The 16,741-nt window shown below is 43.4% G+C and carries 13 protein-coding genes and 2 pseudogenes; 12 read left to right on the top strand and 3 right to left on the bottom strand.

Features of this window, described 5'->3' with window-relative positions:
* Positions 1-102 precede the first annotated feature (102 nt).
* Positions 103-582 (top strand): ferritin, encoded by a 480-nt coding sequence (locus tag NXX38_RS22185; protein WP_099146809.1) that lies wholly within the window; start codon positions 103-105, stop codon positions 580-582.
* Between the two features lie 153 nt (positions 583-735).
* On the top strand, positions 736-3,000 hold the full coding sequence (locus tag NXX38_RS22180) for a sensor histidine kinase (RefSeq protein WP_148364962.1): 2,265 nt from the start codon (positions 736-738) through the stop codon (positions 2,998-3,000).
* Positions 3,001-3,031: 31 nt separating this feature from the next.
* Here NXX38_RS22180 and NXX38_RS22175 read toward each other — a convergent pair whose 3' ends face one another.
* Positions 3,032-3,439: a DUF2721 domain-containing protein gene (locus tag NXX38_RS22175; RefSeq protein WP_149939683.1), complete on the bottom strand. Its 408-nt coding sequence runs from the start codon at positions 3,437-3,439 to the stop codon at positions 3,032-3,034.
* A gap of 170 nt (positions 3,440-3,609) precedes the next feature.
* The gene (kbl, locus tag NXX38_RS22170; protein WP_217721043.1) at positions 3,610-4,803 is read right to left on the bottom strand and encodes a glycine C-acetyltransferase; all 1,194 of its coding nucleotides are present in this window, start codon (positions 4,801-4,803) and stop codon (positions 3,610-3,612) included.
* A 136-nt stretch (positions 4,804-4,939) separates the two neighbouring features.
* Here kbl and NXX38_RS22165 point away from each other — a divergent pair, with 136 nt between their 5' ends.
* The 5 genes and pseudogenes from NXX38_RS22165 (at position 4,940) to NXX38_RS22145 (ending at position 10,360) form a co-directional block, all read left to right on the top strand.
* Positions 4,940-5,893, top strand: a complete 954-nt coding sequence (locus tag NXX38_RS22165) for an NAD-dependent epimerase/dehydratase family protein (protein ID WP_148364965.1) — start codon at positions 4,940-4,942, stop codon at positions 5,891-5,893.
* Entirely contained in the window at positions 5,893-6,741 is an 849-nt protein-coding gene (locus tag NXX38_RS22160; protein ID WP_258981165.1) for a DUF4348 domain-containing protein, read from the top strand. Before NXX38_RS22165 ends, NXX38_RS22160 begins: the two co-directional genes overlap by 1 nt.
* Positions 6,742-6,788: 47 nt before the next feature.
* Positions 6,789-7,780: pseudogene (murB, locus tag NXX38_RS22155) on the top strand (UDP-N-acetylmuramate dehydrogenase).
* A gap of 158 nt (positions 7,781-7,938) precedes the next feature.
* Positions 7,939-8,697: an MBL fold metallo-hydrolase gene (locus tag NXX38_RS22150; RefSeq protein ID WP_148364968.1), complete on the top strand. Its 759-nt coding sequence runs from the start codon at positions 7,939-7,941 to the stop codon at positions 8,695-8,697.
* 83 nt (positions 8,698-8,780) lie between these two features.
* Positions 8,781-10,360, top strand: a pseudogene (locus NXX38_RS22145) (DUF3352 domain-containing protein).
* Between the two features lie 150 nt (positions 10,361-10,510).
* Here NXX38_RS22145 and NXX38_RS22140 read toward each other — a convergent pair.
* Positions 10,511-10,885 (bottom strand): DUF3127 domain-containing protein, encoded by a 375-nt coding sequence (locus NXX38_RS22140; protein ID WP_087318232.1) that lies wholly within the window; start codon positions 10,883-10,885, stop codon positions 10,511-10,513.
* 153 nt (positions 10,886-11,038) lie between these two features.
* Between NXX38_RS22140 and dnaN the strand changes: the two genes are divergently transcribed.
* The 5 genes from dnaN to rlmB all read left to right on the top strand — a co-directional run bounded on the left by dnaN (position 11,039) and on the right by rlmB (position 16,741).
* Entirely contained in the window at positions 11,039-12,163 is a 1,125-nt protein-coding gene (dnaN, locus tag NXX38_RS22135) for a DNA polymerase III subunit beta (protein ID WP_004297029.1), read from the top strand.
* A gap of 111 nt (positions 12,164-12,274) precedes the next feature.
* Positions 12,275-13,054, top strand: a complete 780-nt coding sequence (locus tag NXX38_RS22130) for a 3'-5' exonuclease (RefSeq protein WP_004316864.1) — start codon at positions 12,275-12,277, stop codon at positions 13,052-13,054.
* A complete protein-coding gene (coaBC, locus tag NXX38_RS22125; protein ID WP_148364970.1) occupies positions 13,054-14,262 on the top strand; it encodes a bifunctional phosphopantothenoylcysteine decarboxylase/phosphopantothenate--cysteine ligase CoaBC in 1,209 nt (402 codons plus the stop codon). The genes NXX38_RS22130 and coaBC overlap by 1 nt, the downstream gene beginning before the upstream one ends.
* 32 nt (positions 14,263-14,294) lie before the next feature.
* The gene (recN, locus tag NXX38_RS22120; protein ID WP_148364971.1) at positions 14,295-15,956 is read left to right on the top strand and encodes a DNA repair protein RecN; all 1,662 of its coding nucleotides are present in this window, start codon (positions 14,295-14,297) and stop codon (positions 15,954-15,956) included.
* Positions 15,957-15,997: 41 nt separating this feature from the next.
* Positions 15,998-16,741 carry a 23S rRNA (guanosine(2251)-2'-O)-methyltransferase RlmB gene (rlmB, locus tag NXX38_RS22115; RefSeq protein WP_148364972.1) on the top strand — a complete coding sequence of 248 codons (744 nt, stop codon included), beginning with the start codon at positions 15,998-16,000 and terminating at the stop codon, positions 16,739-16,741.

The raw sequence follows: 16,741 nt of genomic DNA, 5'->3' as shown, positions 1-16,741 counted from the left end.
TTAAAAATGTAGGGTGCGTGGAACAATTTTAACTGAAAGCTTGTTATTTTTGTAATGAGTTCAAAAAGAAACTACATTAACAACTTAATAAAAAATACGATTATGATTTCAGAAAAATTACAGAATGCAATTAACGAACAGATTACTGCTGAAATATGGTCTGCTAACCTGTATTTAGCAATGTCTTTCTATTTCGAGAGAGAAGGTTTCAGTGGATTTGCTCATTGGATGAAAAAGCAATCTCAAGAAGAAATGGGACATGCTTATGCCATGGCAGATTATATTATCAAGCGTGGAGGAGCTGCTAAAGTTGATAAAATAGATGTTGTTCCTAACGGATGGGGTACTCCTTTGGAAGTATTCGAACACGTTTACAAACATGAATGTCATGTTTCTCAATTGGTAGACAAGCTGGTAGACGTAGCTGCTGCTGAAAAGGATAAAGCGACACAGGATTTCTTGTGGGGATTTGTTCGTGAACAAGTAGAAGAAGAAGCTACAGCACAAGGCATTGTTGACAAGATCAAGAAAGCCGGTGATACCGGAATTTTCTTTGTAGACTCACAATTGGGACAGCGTTAATGATGCTACTCTGAAAATAGTTCTTTAATATATTATAGAAGCTGCCTGAATTCCAGTTCGGGCAGCTTCTTTTTTTCACTTATTTGGCTTATGTTCGAAAATAAACTACCTTTGTATTACGAGTCAGAGAGAAATTAATCCCGGTTATTATAAATGAATGGTTTGAACAGAGGAATTATAAGATTGCTCCTTTTATCTTTATTGCTCCTTTTAGGGGTGAGTAGTTGTTCTCAAAAAGAGGAACGACGTATTTTAGTTGTCCACTCTTATGAGGAAACTTATGCAGCTTATCCGGAATTTAACCGGATGATAGCGGAGCAATTTGAAAAAGAGAAAATTGATGCTGATATTCGTACCGTTTATTTAGACTGTGAATCTTATTGGGAGGAACCGGAACTGGAACGGATGCGCTTTCTGGTTGATTCCGTTTCGAGAGACTGGCGACCGGAAGTGATTCTGGTGAATGAAGACCAAGCCACTTATTCATTGATGAAATGTGGAATTCAGTTGGCGAAAGAAGTGCCTGTGGTTTTTGGTGGTGTCAATTATCCGAATTGGGGATTGTTGAAACATCATCCCAACGTGACAGGTTTTCATGACAAGATAGCCTTTAATGAGAATATCAGTGTGGCAAAAGAGCTCTTCGGTGAGCACGTCCGTTTGTTTACCATGCTCGACACTACCTATATCGACAAACAAATCAGAAGAGATGCAAAGGAGCAGTTTAAAGGATGTAAAGTGACCGGATTCATAGATAATCCTGAACTTTCTCCGGAAGAACAGATACGTTTGGTGCAGGAAGAAGGTTATACCCGCTTCATGGCTATTCCTTTGCGTAATGCCAGAAATCATTCGGATGCCACTTTTATGTGGGTTTTAAACAGGAGCTACCGCGACCAATGTTATATTCAGTTGAAACGTGATTACACCACTATTAATATTGGAAGCATCTGCGGTAGTCCCAGTCTGACAGCCATTAATGAAGCCTTTGGGTTTGGTGAGAAGTTGTTGGGTGGATACATCACTTCGCTACCTATTCAGGTAGAAGAAGAAGTGAAAACTGCCGTTCGCATATTACATGGTACAAGCCCCTCGGATATACCCATTGTTGAAAGTCGGAAAGAGTATGTCGTAGACTGGAATACAATGAAACAAATTGGCTTGGGCAAGGAAAGTATTCCTGCAAAATATAGCATTATTAATATTCCGTTCAGAGACAAGTATCCATTTCTTTGGGGAACTTTAGTCGCTTCACTAATTCTTTTCCTGACATTTCTTTTTGCTTCGCTTTGGTGGTTATACCTTCGGGAACAGACGAGAAAAAAACAGGCGCTTATAGCATTGGCTGATGAAAAAGAAACATTGTCATTAGCTATTGAGGGTGGAATGACGTATGCTTGGAGATTGGATAACGGTTGTTTTGTTTTTGAAGATGCATTCTGGTCGTCGCAAGGGCTGAATCCTAGACAACTTTCGTTTAAGGAATTCATGAGCTTTATTCATCCCGATCATTGGGAAGGAGTGAAGTTCAACTGGCAAAATCTGAAAACAGCCCAAAAGAAAGTAGTACGGGAGCTTTGTAACTTCGACGGTAAAGGATATCAGTGGTGGGAGTTCCGTTATACTACTAAACAGCTACCGGGTGGCGAATATAAAACAGCAGGTTTGCTGCTCAACATACAAGATATAAAGGATCGTGAAGAGGAACTGGAAGCTGCGCGCTTGCTCGCTGAAAAGGCAGAATTGAAACAATCCTTCCTGGCAAATATGAGCCATGAGATACGTACTCCGCTTAATTCGATTGTTGGTTTTGCCAATATTCTGGCATTGGAAGATGGGTTGAGTTCCGTAGAACGCGAAGAATACATCGGTACCATTAACAAGAACAGCGAGTTGCTGCTCAAACTGATTAACGATATTCTGGAGCTTTCCCGTATCGAATCAGGCTATATGTCTTTCTCATTCAAGAAATGTAGGGTGAGAGAGCTGATTGATGACATTTATATGACTCACCAGGTATTGATTGCTCCACGTCTGGAATTCCTGAAAGAAGTGGATAATATACCTTTGGAGATTAATGTGGATAGGGAGCGTTTGATACAAGTTCTAACAAACTTCTTGAATAACGCCAGTAAGTTTACGGAAACCGGGTATATCAAATTAGGGTATATTTATCTGCCGGATGAAGGTAACGTGCGGATTTATGTAGAAGATACCGGAAAGGGTATTCCACGTGAAGAACAACGGATGATTTTTAGCCGTTTTTACAAACAGAACGAATTCTCACAGGGAGCAGGATTGGGACTTTCTATTTGTCAGGTGATTATAGAAAAGTTGGGTGGAAGGATTGAACTCAAATCCGAAGTAGGCAAGGGAAGTCGCTTTACGGTCATCCTTCCTTGCCGGGTAGTGTCTTGATAAAAACTAATGGAAGGGAATGCCAACCGTATTATTTCTTGTTTTTCCCTTTCTCCATTGTTCCCAGGTAAATCTCCAGTGAACGGGTAGAAATTTGTATTTCGCGGAAAGATACGCCTAGAGAAGCTATCAACAGAATCAGTGCCAGTCCGAATACGTAAGCAGAAAATAATTGCAGTCCGATATAAATAAGAAACATACTGACTACGCAGAGAAAAAGGCTTGCAATACCCAGTCCTTGCATTGTACGGGTCAGATTCAACCGTTTCCGTAAATTCTCGATTTGAGCTTCAGTGATATCCGAAGGGTTTTCCACGTAGCGGTCACGTAGTTGGCGCACAAGTTGGGCATACGATAAGAAACGGTTGGTATAAGCTAGTAAAATCAATGAAACTGCCGAGAAAAGCAGGGTAGGAGTAGTGAGGGTTAATTCTTCCATAATCTTTTTATAGTTAAGCAGCGGTTCAAAATTCATTTAATAAAAGAGATTTTTTAGGCACGGATTACACGGATTTCACGGTTTTTAGAAATATGCTTGCATAAAGCAACAGCGTAATCCGTGTAATCCGTGCCTAAAAATGGATTCTGCAAGGAAACCTTGCTTCGGAGTTATTCCGTTTTCAATACGTTAAGCTCTTTACCTACCTTGATAAAGGCAGCGATACACTTGTCAAGATGTGCTTTTTCGTGTCCTGCAGAAATCTGTACACGGATGCGGGCCTGATCTTTCGGCACTACCGGATAGTAGAAACCTGTCACATAGATTCCTTCTTCCTGCATACGTGCAGCATAAATTTGAGACAACTTCGCATCATACAGCATTACCGCACAAATAGCACTTTGTGTCGGTTTTATATCAAATCCTGCAGCCGTCATCTTATCACGGAAGTAGTTTACATTTTCAACCAACTTGTCATGCAGCGCATTGCTCTCTTTCAGCATCTTGAAAACTTCAAGACTTGCACCGATGATACCCGGAGCCAATGAGTTGGAGAACAAATACGGGCGGCTGCGTTGACGGAGTAAATCAATGATTTCTTTGCGTCCGGTGGTAAATCCTCCCAGTGCACCGCCGAAAGCCTTACCCAACGTTCCTGTGTAAATATCTACACGTCCGTGAGTCTTATACAACTCGCTTACGCCACGACCAGTGGCACCTACCACACCGGCAGAGTGAGATTCGTCTACCATTACCAACGCATCGTATTTCTCGGCAAGATCACAAATCTGATCCATCGGAGCTACATTGCCGTCCATTGAGAACACACCGTCCGTAACAATAATACGGAAGCGTTGTGCCTGCGCTTCTTGCAGACATCTTTCCAGGTCTTTCATGTCAGCATTGGCATAACGGTAACGTTTCGCTTTGCAAAGACGTACCCCGTCAATGATAGAAGCGTGGTTTAGCGAATCCGAGATAATGGCATCCTCTTCGGAGAAAAGCGGTTCGAATACACCGCCGTTAGCATCGAAGCAGGCAGCATACAGAATCGTGTCTTCAGTCTGGAAATAGTCCGAGATAGCAGCTTCCAGTTCTTTGTGTATATCTTGTGTTCCACAAATGAAACGGACAGACGACATTCCGTATCCACGGTTATTCATCATTTCCTGTGAAGCCTTGATTAATCGGGGATGATTGGACAATCCTAGATAGTTGTTTGCGCAGAAGTTTAATACTTCCTTACCTTTTACAGTGATGGCAGCTTGCTGCGCACTTTCAATCAGTCGTTCTTCTTTATAAAGTCCGGCTTCCTTGATTTCAGCCAATGTTTGGCGGAGATATTCTTGCATTTTACCGTACATAGTGTTTGGGTGATTAAGTTATATTGCAAAGGACACAATTTTTCTTGGAATAACAATGTCTTTTTGATTAAAATCTGAAAAAAAAGTGCTTACTTTGCGCACTATTTAAGCTTGATATTCTAAGTCAGAAGAAAAAATGGAACACATTTTGATTATTGGAGCTACCGGACAGATAGGGTCGGAGCTAACGATGGAGCTACGGAAACGTTACGGAAATGCAAATGTAGTAGCAGGTTATATTCCGGGTGCAGAACCTAAAGGGGAATTAAAGGAGTCGGGACCGTCGGCAATTGCTGATGTAACAGATGGCGATGCAATTGCATCTGTAGTAAAAGAGTATCACATTGATACGATTTATAATTTGGCTGCTCTGTTGTCCGTAGTTGCCGAGTCGAAACCCAAGTTGGCTTGGAAAATAGGCATCGACGGATTGTGGAATGTGCTGGAAGTGGCACGTGAACAAGGGTGCGCAGTGTTTACTCCGAGTTCTATCGGTTCGTTTGGAGCTAGTACGCCTCACACGAAAACACCGCAGGACACCATTCAGCGTCCGCGTACCATGTATGGAGTCACCAAAGTAACGACAGAGTTATTGAGTGATTACTATTTTAATAAATACGGTGTCGATACCCGTGCTGTCCGTTTCCCGGGCATTATTTCGAATGTGACCCCTCCGGGAGGAGGTACGACTGATTATGCTGTCGATATTTACTACTCGGCAGTGAAAGGAGAAAAGTTTGTGTGCCCCATTAAGCAAGGCACTTTAATGGATATGATGTACATGCCGGATGCGCTGAACGCAGCAATTACGCTGATGGAAGCCGATCCGGCAAGATTGATACACCGCAATGCTTTCAATATCGCTTCCATGAGTTTCGACCCGGAAACGATATATCAGGCTATCAAGAAGCATGTGCCGCAGTTTGAGATGATCTATGATATAGATCCTCTGAAACAGCGTATAGCCGATAGCTGGCCCGATAGCCTGGACGATACCTGCGCTCGTGAAGAGTGGGGATGGAAGCCGGCCTACAATTTGGAAAGCATGACGGTAGATATGCTTGAAAAGTTAAGAGAGAAACTGAAATAATGAAAAAACTAATTGCAGGGGTCATACTGCTCGGTATATTGAGCTCTTGTGGAAACAAGAAAACAAATATTGACCCTTTCGCATCTATTACTAAAGAGGTGGATTCAATCCGGCAGATAGCCGATTCTAGCCACCATGATAAATCGCCGGAAGATCCGCAGCCTATACAGGCAGATGAATCTTTCGATGATTTTATCTACAATTTTGCTTCCGATGAAGTGTTACAGCGTCAGCGTGTGAAATTTCCATTGCCCTACTACAATGGAGATAAGAAATCAAACATCGAGGAACGCAACTGGAAGCATGATGACTTGTTTACCAAGCAGCATTATTATACTCTGCTGTTTGATAGAGAAGAAGACATGGATTTAGTAGGAGATACCTCCCTCACTTCTGTGCAGGTAGAGTGGATGTTCGTGAAAACGCGAATGGTGAAAAGATACTATTTTGAACGTATCAAAGGTGCATGGGTGCTGGAGGCAATCAACCTGCGGCCCATTGAGCAAAGTGATAATGAGAACTTTGTTGAGTTTTTCGGACATTTTGCAACGGATAGTCTTTTTCAGAGTCAGCGTGTGAGGGAGCCGTTAGCTTTTGTAACCAGCGATCCGGACGATGATTTCTCCATTTTGGAGACAACCCTCGATCTTAATCAGTGGTTTGCCTTCAAACCGGTACTTCCTGTCGACCGCCTTTCTAATATTAATTACGGACAGCGGAATGGCGATGATTCGCCCACGAAAATTCTGGCGTTGAAAGGTATCGGCAATGGTTTTTCCAATATCCTTTATTTCCGCCGGAAAGCCGGAGAATGGGAATTGTATAAGTTTGAAGATACAAGTATCTGATACAGGTTACGACGCACTATAACAGTATAACTTATAACTAGAAATATATGTATTCTCTTTTGCCCTACAATACATTCGGCATCGATGTCAGTGCCGCTCGTTTTTTAGAATATTCTTCGGTTGAAGAATTGAAGAAGCTGATTGTGCAAGGTGCCGTTGTGACACCTTTTTGCATATTGGTGGCGGCAGTAACCTGCTGTTTACCAAAGATTACGACGGATTGATACTCCATTCCCGCATTGAAGGAATCGAAGTGACGGAAAAAGATGAACACTCTGTATCGGTACGAGTGGGAGCGGGGGTAGTATGGGACGACTTCGTTGCATATTGCGTAGAACATGGATGGTATGGAACGGAGAATCTGTCGCTCATTCCCGGTGAAGTGGGAGCGAGTGCGGTACAAAACATTGGAGCTTATGGCGTTGAAGTGAAAGATCTGATAACAGCAGTGGAAACAGTGAACATTCAAGCTGAAGAACGCGTTTATTCGGTGGAAGAGTGTGGGTATACCTACCGTAACAGTATTTTTAAACGTCCGGAAAACAAGTCGGCTTTTGTCACCTATGTCCGTTTCCGGCTTAGTAAAAAAGAATATTATACGTTAGATTATGGAACCATTCGTCAGGAGCTTGAAAAATATCCGGCATTGACGCTTTCTGTTGTACGGAAAGTGATAATTGAGATTCGTGAGAGCAAGTTGCCCGACCCGAAAGTAATGGGTAATGCCGGCAGCTTCTTTATGAATCCTATTGTGCCGAAAGAAAAACTGGAAGCCTTGCAGCAGGAATATCCCCGGATACCATACTATGAGCTGTCAGACGGTCGGGTGAAAATCCCGGCAGGATGGATGATCGATCAATGCGGCTGGAAAGGTAAGGCTTTAGGTCCGGCTGCCGTGCATGATAAACAAGCACTGGTATTAGTGAATCTTGGTGGAGCAAAAGGTAGCGATATCCTTGCGCTTTCAGATGCAGTTCGAACCTCTGTTCGTGAGAAGTTCGGTATTGATATCCACCCGGAAGTTAACTTAATAAATTGAGAAGTAGAAATTGAGAATGAAGAATAGCTATATGAATAATGAAAAGTGTTCAGGTGTAGAAATACTCTATAACCTTTCTTTTTTTCGTTCTCAATTCCAAATTTCTCATTCTCAACTATTATTTTTTAATTCTCAATTTTCAATTCTCAATTAAACAAGTGAAAGTAAGAATCATTGGAAGTGGAACATCGACGGGAGTACCCCAAATCGGCTGTACATGTCCGGTTTGTACTTCTGCCGATCCGAAAGATAACCGATTGCGTGCATCTGCTATTGTCGAGACAGATGATGCGCGGATTTTGATAGATTGCGGTCCGGATTTCCGGACACAGGTATTGCATCTTCCTTTTGAGAAGATAGATGGTGTGCTCATTACGCATGAACATTATGACCATGTGGGCGGGTTGGACGATTTACGTCCGTTTTGCCGGTTTGGTTCAGTGCCCATTTATGCGGAAAATTATGTGGCGCAAGGCTTGCGTTTGCGTATGCCCTATTGCTTTGTCGACCATCGTTATCCGGGCGTTCCCGACATTCCTTTGCAGGAAATTTCTGTGGGGCAGGCCTTTTCTGTTAACCACACGGAGGTGCTTCCTTTACGTGTGATGCATGGGCGATTGCCTATTTTGGGATATCGTATCGGGCAATTAGGTTATATCACTGATATGTTGACCATGCCCGAAGAATCTTATGAACAATTGGCGGGAATAGATGTTTTGGTAGTGAATGCACTTCGGATTGCCTCGCATCCTACCCATCAGAATCTGGAAGAAGCATTGGCAGTGGCGCGGCGCATTCAAGCAAAGAAGACGTACTTTATACACATGAGTCATGATATGGGCTTACATGCGGAGGTTGAAAAGAGCCTTCCGGAAAATATTCACCTGGCATTCGACGGATTGGATATCTATCTTTGATTATCGGTGAAATTTTTAGCAAAAGTTTTGTTTTCTTTGTAGAAATTATTATTTTTGCACCTAGCCGATAAACAGCGAATATTATGAAACTTCGTACGATAGTGAAAATAGCGATCACGTCTTCTGTTGTACTTTTGTGCTCAGGTTTCGCATTGTACTCTTTTTTTAGACTGTCGGCGGCCGAAGGGCAGAAGGATTTTAATCTTTATGAACTGGTTCCGTCCACCACTTCAGCCGTGTTTGTTACTGATGATGTGCTCGAATTTGTAGCGGAGGTCGATGATCTGACTTGTAGTAAAAATCAGCAATATCTTTATGTGTCCAAACTTTTTTCTTATCTGAAACAAAGCCTTTATGCCCTCTCGGAAGATACTCCTCATGGTTTGAGCCGGCAAATGAATCAGATGCTGATTAGTTTCCATGAACCGGATAACGAACGGAACCAGATACTTTATTGCAGATTGGGAAATGGGGATAAGGAGTTGGTAAACAAGTTTGTACGTAAATATATATCTTCGCTTTATCCGCCGAAAACATTTGCTTACAAAGGAGAGGAAATAATCATTTACCCGATGGCGGATGGTGATTTTCTTGCCTGCTATCTGACGTCTGACTTTATGGCATTAAGTTTTCAAAAAAAACTGATTGAAAACGTTATTGATGCATATAAGAGTGGCAAATCGCTGGCGGATGATCCTACCTTTACAGGAGTGCGTGCTCCGAAAAAAGTGCAGCGGCCGCCACAATCTATACCCGTATGAAAGGGATGATGGGATGGACGGAATTTGACATGAAGATGAAAGATGATTTTATCTATTTCTCCGGCATTACTCACGATGCGGATACTTGCTTTGCATTTATAAACCAGCTTCGCCAACAGCAATCAGTCAAAGGCTTCCCGGGTGAGGCACTGCCTTCTACTGCTTTCTATTTTAGCAGACAGGGGATTGCGGACTGGACATCTTTGCTTTCTTATGGAAATGCGCAGGAGCAGAATGAGACGGTTCGCACGAGCGAAGTGCAGAATAGAGATAAAGAATTTTCCCGCTATCTGATGGAAAATGCCGGACAGGACTTGGTTGCCTGTCTCTTTCTGCGTGAAGATACGTTACAGGATCAGGATGCGGCGGCAGTCTTGAGCCTGTCTGTGGCAGATGTGACGGAGGCTGAAAGAATGCTTCGTACCCTTGTCAATACTGCTCCGGCAGATGAAGGAAGAAAAACTCCCCGAATTACTTTTTGTTATACTGTAAATAAGGCATACTTGGTCTATCGGTTGCCTCAAACAACCTTGTTTAAACAACTGACCGGTTTCGTAGAGCCGACTTTGGATATGTATGCGGCATTTTATGGTGGACGCTTGTTGCTTGCTCCGGATGAGAACAGTCTGTCGCATTATATTCGTCAATTGGATAAAGGTGAAGTGCTCAATGGTGCAATAGCTTATCAGACGGGTATGGATCACTTGTCTGATTCGTACCATTTTATGTTGATGGCAGATTTCGACCACGTATTCCGGCAATCGGAAAATTATGTCCGTTTCATACCGGATTTCTTTCTGCATAATGCCGGCTTCTTCCGTAATTTTACACTCTTTGTCCAGTTTGCCTGTACGGACGGAGTAGTATATCCCAATATTATTTTGAAATATAAATCAGAATAAAAATTACGGTTTATATACAATTGTTTATCTCTATGGTTTTGGAGCGGATTATCTGTATGAATAAAAATATCTTCAATTATAAAAAAACTCCCGATAGGATTATCCCGTCGAGAGTTTTTATGCTTATGCGTCGGATGAATGACTTTCAGTTTAGAATGGCAGATCGTCTTTTGCATCACCCGGAGTAAATTCGGGCATAGCCGATGGAGCCGGGGGAGGAACGGGAGAACCAGAAGCCATTGGAGCACCTGCACTGACGCGCTCTACTTTCCATGCGCGGATACTGTTGAACCAACGGTCATTCCATTGGCGGGCGTCAACGTCGAATGATACGGTCAGTTCTTCACCCATTTGAATGTTGAATTGCTCGATTTTGTCTGCACCAAATACGTCGAAACACATTTTGCGCGGATATTGATCATGGTTTTCAATAACGTACTCTTGTGATTTCCACTCGTTGCCGCTAGTTTTTGAAACTCCGCCTCTCGGGGGGAGGATAGCGATGATTTTTCCTGTAAATTCCATTGCGATAATTTTAAATTCTGCGGCGAAGTTACAATTTTTTAGTAATATCCCTCACACAATGCCTGTTTTTTTCTTTTGTTTTATTGGGCAGCCCAAATCTTTTTTCGTAACTTTGTGCGATAGAACATTTAAAACTTAAATACACGAAAATATATGAAATTTATCGTTTCAAGTACTGCTCTTTCCAGCCATTTACAGGCCATCAGCCGTGTGATTAATTCAAAAAATGCGCTGCCAATTCTCGATTGTTTCCTCTTCGAATTGGAAGACGGAACATTGTCTGTGACTGTATCCGACAGTGAAACAACGATGGTGACTACCGTAGAAGTGAATGAAAGCGATACGAACGGGCGTTTTGCCGTAGTAGCGAAAACATTGCTTGATGCACTGAAAGAAATCCCGGAACAACCACTCACATTCGAAATCAATCCGGATAATTATGAAATAACAGTGCAGTACCAGAACGGAAAATACAGCCTGATGGGGCAGAATGCGGATGAATTTCCGCAATCGGCTACATTGGGTGATAATGCAGTCCGTGTAGAGATGGAAGCAAGTGTACTTCTGGGAGGTATCAACCGTTCGGTGTTTGCTACTGCCGATGACGAACTTCGTCCGGTGATGAACGGTATTTATTTCGATATTACTACAGAAGATATTACAATGGTTGCTTCAGACGGTCATAAACTGGTGCGTTGCAAGACATTGGCAGCCAAAGGTAACGAGCGTGCAGCTTTCATCCTTCCGAAGAAACCGGCTACGTTGCTTAAAAATCTTTTGCCGAAAGAACAAGGTACAGTGACGATCGAATTCGATGAACGCAACGCTGTATTCATGCTCGAAAGCTACCGGATGGTTTGTCGTCTGATTGAAGGACGTTACCCGAACTACAACTCGGTAATTCCGCAGAACAACCCGCACAAAGTCACCGTAGACCGCCAGCAGTTGGTAGGAGCTTTGCGTCGTGTGTCTATCTTCTCGTCGCAGGCAAGTAGCTTGATAAAACTTCGTATGCAGGAAAACCAGATTGTGATTTCCGCACAAGATATTGACTTCTCTACTTCTGCTGAAGAAACACAAGTTTGCCAGTATGCAGGTGCAGCAATGAGCATCGGTTTCAAATCGACATTCCTCATTGACATCCTGAACAACATTTCAGCAGACGAAGTAGTCATCGAACTGGCGGATCCTTCACGTGCCGGAGTAATCATCCCGGTAGAGCAGGAAGAAAACGAAGACCTGCTGATGCTGCTGATGCCGATGATGCTAAATGATTAATGTTAATTCACCACAGAGGACGCAGAGGACACAGAGGATAAATTTGAATATTTGTTAAATAACCCTCTGTGTCCTCTGCGTCCTCTGTGGTGACCCAATAAAAAAATAGAAATGAAATTAAACCTGAAAAATCCCATTGTTTTTTTTGATTTAGAAACAACCGGAACCAATATCAACACAGACCGAATTGTTGAAATCTGCTATCTGAAAGTATATCCGAATGGAAATGAAGAAGCAAAAACATTACGTATCAACCCTGAAATGCATATCCCGGAAGCATCTTCTGCTATACATGGCATTTATGATGCCGACGTAGCCGATTGTCCAACTTTCAAAGAAGTGGCGAAAAACATAGCCAGGGACATTGAAGGTTGCGATTTGGCAGGATTTAATTCCAATCGTTTTGATATTCCTGTCCTTGCCGAAGAGTTCCTTCGCGCCGGAGTGGACATTGATATGACGAAACGCAAATTTGTAGACGTACAGGTGATCTTCCACAAAATGGAACAACGCACCCTGTCTGCTGCCTATAAATTCTATTGCGACAAGAATCTGGAAGATGCACACACTGCCGAAGCAGATACACGGGCCACTTACGAAGTGCTGAAAGCACAGCTCGACCGTTACTCCGATCTTCAGAATGATATTGCGTTCCTGGCAGATTATTCAAGTTTCAGCAAGAATGTAGACTTTGCCGGACGCATGGTGTACGATGATAATGGAGTGGAAGTATTCAACTTCGGAAAATATAAAGGAATGTCTGTAGCCGAGGTTTTGAAGAAAGATCCCGGATATTACAGTTGGATTTTGAATAGTGATTTCACGCTGAACACTAAGGCGGCATTGACAAAAATCCGTTTGCGTGAAATGAGTAATTTGATTACAAAATAATGCTAAAAGGAAAAAAAATAATTCTTGGAATTACCGGCAGTATTGCCGCGTATAAGGCGTGCTATATCATTCGCGGACTGATAAAACAAGGAGCGGAAGTGCAAGTTGTCATTACTCCGGCGGGAAAAGAATTTATTACTCCCATCACTCTTTCGGCTTTGACCAGCAAACCGGTCATCAGTGAGTTTTTTGCTCAGCGTGACGGAACGTGGAATAGCCACGTCGATCTCGGACTGTGGGCGGATGCTGTACTGATTGCACCTGCCACCGCCTCTACTATCGGCAAAATGGCAAATGGAATAGCCGACAATATGCTCATAACAACTTATCTTTCGGCAAAAGCTCCCGTGTTTGTTGCTCCGGCAATGGACCTCGATATGTTTGCCCATCCCGCCACCCAGAAAAATCTGGATATATTGCGTTCCTACGGTAATCACATTATCGAGCCGGGAACAGGAGAGTTAGCCAGCCACTTGGTGGGAAAGGGACGTATGGAAGAGCCGGAAAATATTATCCGGGTATTGGATGAATTTTTCGCTTCGAGTGACGAACTATCCGGAAAGAAAGTGATGATTACAGCCGGACCGACTTACGAAAAGATTGACCCGGTGCGTTTCATAGGCAATTATTCTTCCGGAAAGATGGGATTCGCATTAGCAGAAGAATGTGCCCGTCGCGGGGCGCAGGTGACATTGATAACAGGTCCTGTGCAGCTCAAAACGCAACATTCCCGTATCCGGCGTGTAGATGTGGAATCAGCAGAAGAAATGTATGCGGCTTCACAGATCTATTTTCCAGATGCTGATGCAGGTATTCTTTGCGCGGCAGTAGCCGACTATCGTCCGGAAACAGTGGCCGACAAGAAGATTAAGCGGGAGAAAGAAGAGGAACTAACCCTCCATCTTCAGGCAACACAAGACATCGCTGCCAATTTAGGAGCACTGAAAAGGAAAAATCAGTTATTGGTTGGCTTTGCCCTCGAAACCAATAATGAGCAGCAGAATGCCGAAGGAAAGCTCGAACGCAAAAATTTCGACTTTATCGTGCTCAACTCGTTGAATGACGCTGGAGCCGGTTTCCGCCATGATACCAATAAAATAAGTATCATCGACAGGAAAGGTCGTACAGACTATCCCCTGAAACCGAAAATAGAAGTAGCCCAGGACATCATCGACCGTCTGGTAGCTACCCTATCTTCGAATTTTTAATTTTCAATTCTCAATTTTTAATTAAATATAAGGTGTTACGTTCACTATACATTCAGAATTATGCATTGATAGAAAAACTGGATATCAGTTTTGAAACAGGCTTTTCCGTTATAACAGGTGAAACGGGAGCCGGAAAATCAATTATTCTGGGAGCTATCGGACTCCTGCTAGGACAGCGTGCCGATGTGAAAGCGATTCGCCACGGAGCTTCCAAATGTATCATAGAGGCACGTTTCGATCTATCTGCCTATGGTATGCGTCCGTTTTTCGAAGAAAACGAGCTGGAATATGATGAAGAGTGCATTTTGCGTCGTGAGGTACAAGCTTCCGGTAAGAGCAGGGCATTCATCAACGATACTCCTGCTTCGCTGTCACAAGTGAAAGAGCTGGGCGAACAGTTGATAGATGTACATTCGCAACATCAGAATTTATTGCTCAATAAAGAAGGATTCCAGTTGAATGTGCTTGATATTCTGGCACATAATGATGCAGCATTGGAGAAATACCATCTGTATTATGATGAATGGAAACGGACAGACCGCGAACTGGCTGAATTAGTGTCGCTGGCAGAGAAAAGCCGCTCCGATGAAGATTATATCCGCTTCCAACTCGAACAGCTCGAAGAAGCCTGTTTGGTGGAAGGTGAGCAGGAAGAACTGGAGCAGGAAGCTGAAACATTAAGTCATGCAGAAGAGATAAAAGCCGGACTTTACCGGGTGGAACAGTCGTTTGCTTCGGATGAAGGCGGATTGCTTTCTTACCTGAAAGATAGCCTGAATACGCTGAATAATCTGCAAAGAGTATATCAGCCGGCCAAGGAACTTACCGAACGTATGGAGAGTGCTTATATCGAACTGAAAGATATTTCGCACGAAGTCTCTTTACAAAGTGACTCCGTTGAATTCAATCCGGTCCGTCTGGACGAAGTGAATGAACGGTTGAATCTGATTTATTCCTTACAGCAGAAACATCGGGCACAAACCCTTGGCGAATTGATAGCGCTAACGGATGAATACCGCAGCAAATTGTCGGACATCACTTCCTATGATGAGCGTATTGCCGAACTGACTGCTCGTAAAGAGGAACAATATAAACAAGTGAAACAACAGGCGGAAGTGTTGACCAAGGCCCGTGCGAAAGCTGCGCGTGAAGTAGAAAAACAACTGGCCGCCCGGTTGATTCCATTAGGAATGCCGAATGTTCGTTTCCTGATCGAAATGGGACTGAAAAAAGAGCCGGGATTGCAAGGAGAAGATACAGTCAACTTCCTGTTTTCCGCCAATAAGAACGGCACTTTGCAGAATATCTCTTCCGTAGCTTCAGGAGGTGAAATTGCCCGTGTCATGCTTTCCATCAAGGCAATGATTGCCGGAGCCGTCAAGCTGCCGACCATCGTATTTGATGAAATAGATACCGGAGTCTCCGGTGAAATAGCCGACCGTATGGCGGACATGATGCAGGAAATGGGCGACCGCAACCGTCAGGTAATCAGTATTACCCACCTGCCACAGATTGCTGCCCGTGGGCGTGCTCATTATAAGGTATACAAAAAAGACAGCGATACGGAAACCAACAGCCATATTCGCCGTCTCACTGACGAAGAACGGGTAGAGGAAATAGCTCACATGCTTAGCGGCGCCACTCTCACCGAAGCTGCCCTTAGCAATGCCAAATCCCTGCTTGCCCGCAACTGATAAATAGTGAATAGTAAATAGTAAAATAGTAAATCAACCAGATGTTAGATAAAAGTGAAATGATTTTCGGCGTTCGTGCCGTGATAGAAGCCATTCAGGCTGGAAAAGAGATAGATAAGATCCTCGTGAAGAAAGATATTCAAAGTGATCTTTCCAAGGAGCTTTTTGCAGCTTTGAAAGGTACGCTGATACCTGTTCAGCGTGTTCCGGTAGAACGTATCAACCGTATTACCCGTAAAAATCATCAGGGAGTGATCGCTTTCATTTCTTCTGTGACTTATCAGAAAGCGGAGGATCTTGTTCCTTTCTTGTTTGAGCAAGGAAAAAATCCGTTTTTTGTTATGCTCGACGGAGTGACCGATGTACGCAATTTCGGGGCAATTGCACGTACCTGCGAATGTGCAGCTGTCGATGCTGTGATTATTCCTGTTCGAGGCAGTGCGTCAGTCAATGCTGATGCCGTGAAAACGTCGGCAGGAGCGCTACATACTCTTCCTGTATGCCGTGAACAGAACCTCCGTTCGACTCTGCAATATCTGAAAGACAGTGGTTTCCGCATTGTGGCTGCTACCGAAAAAGGGGATTATGACTATACCAAAGCTGATTATACAGGTCCTCTCTGCATCATAATGGGAGCGGAAGATACAGGAGTTTCTTATGAAAACCTTGCCCTCTGTGATGAATGGGTGAAAATTCCGATGCTGGGCACCATCGAATCCCTGAATGTCTCTGTAGCTGCCGGTATCCTGATTTACGAAGCTGTGAAACAAAGAAACAATGACTGA

It is taken from the genome of Bacteroides sp. BFG-637 (assembly GCF_024793605.1).
Lineage (GTDB): Bacteria > Bacteroidota > Bacteroidia > Bacteroidales > Bacteroidaceae > Bacteroides > Bacteroides vicugnae.
Note: the sequence above shows the minus strand (reverse complement) of the source record. Positions and strands in the feature narration are given on the sequence as shown.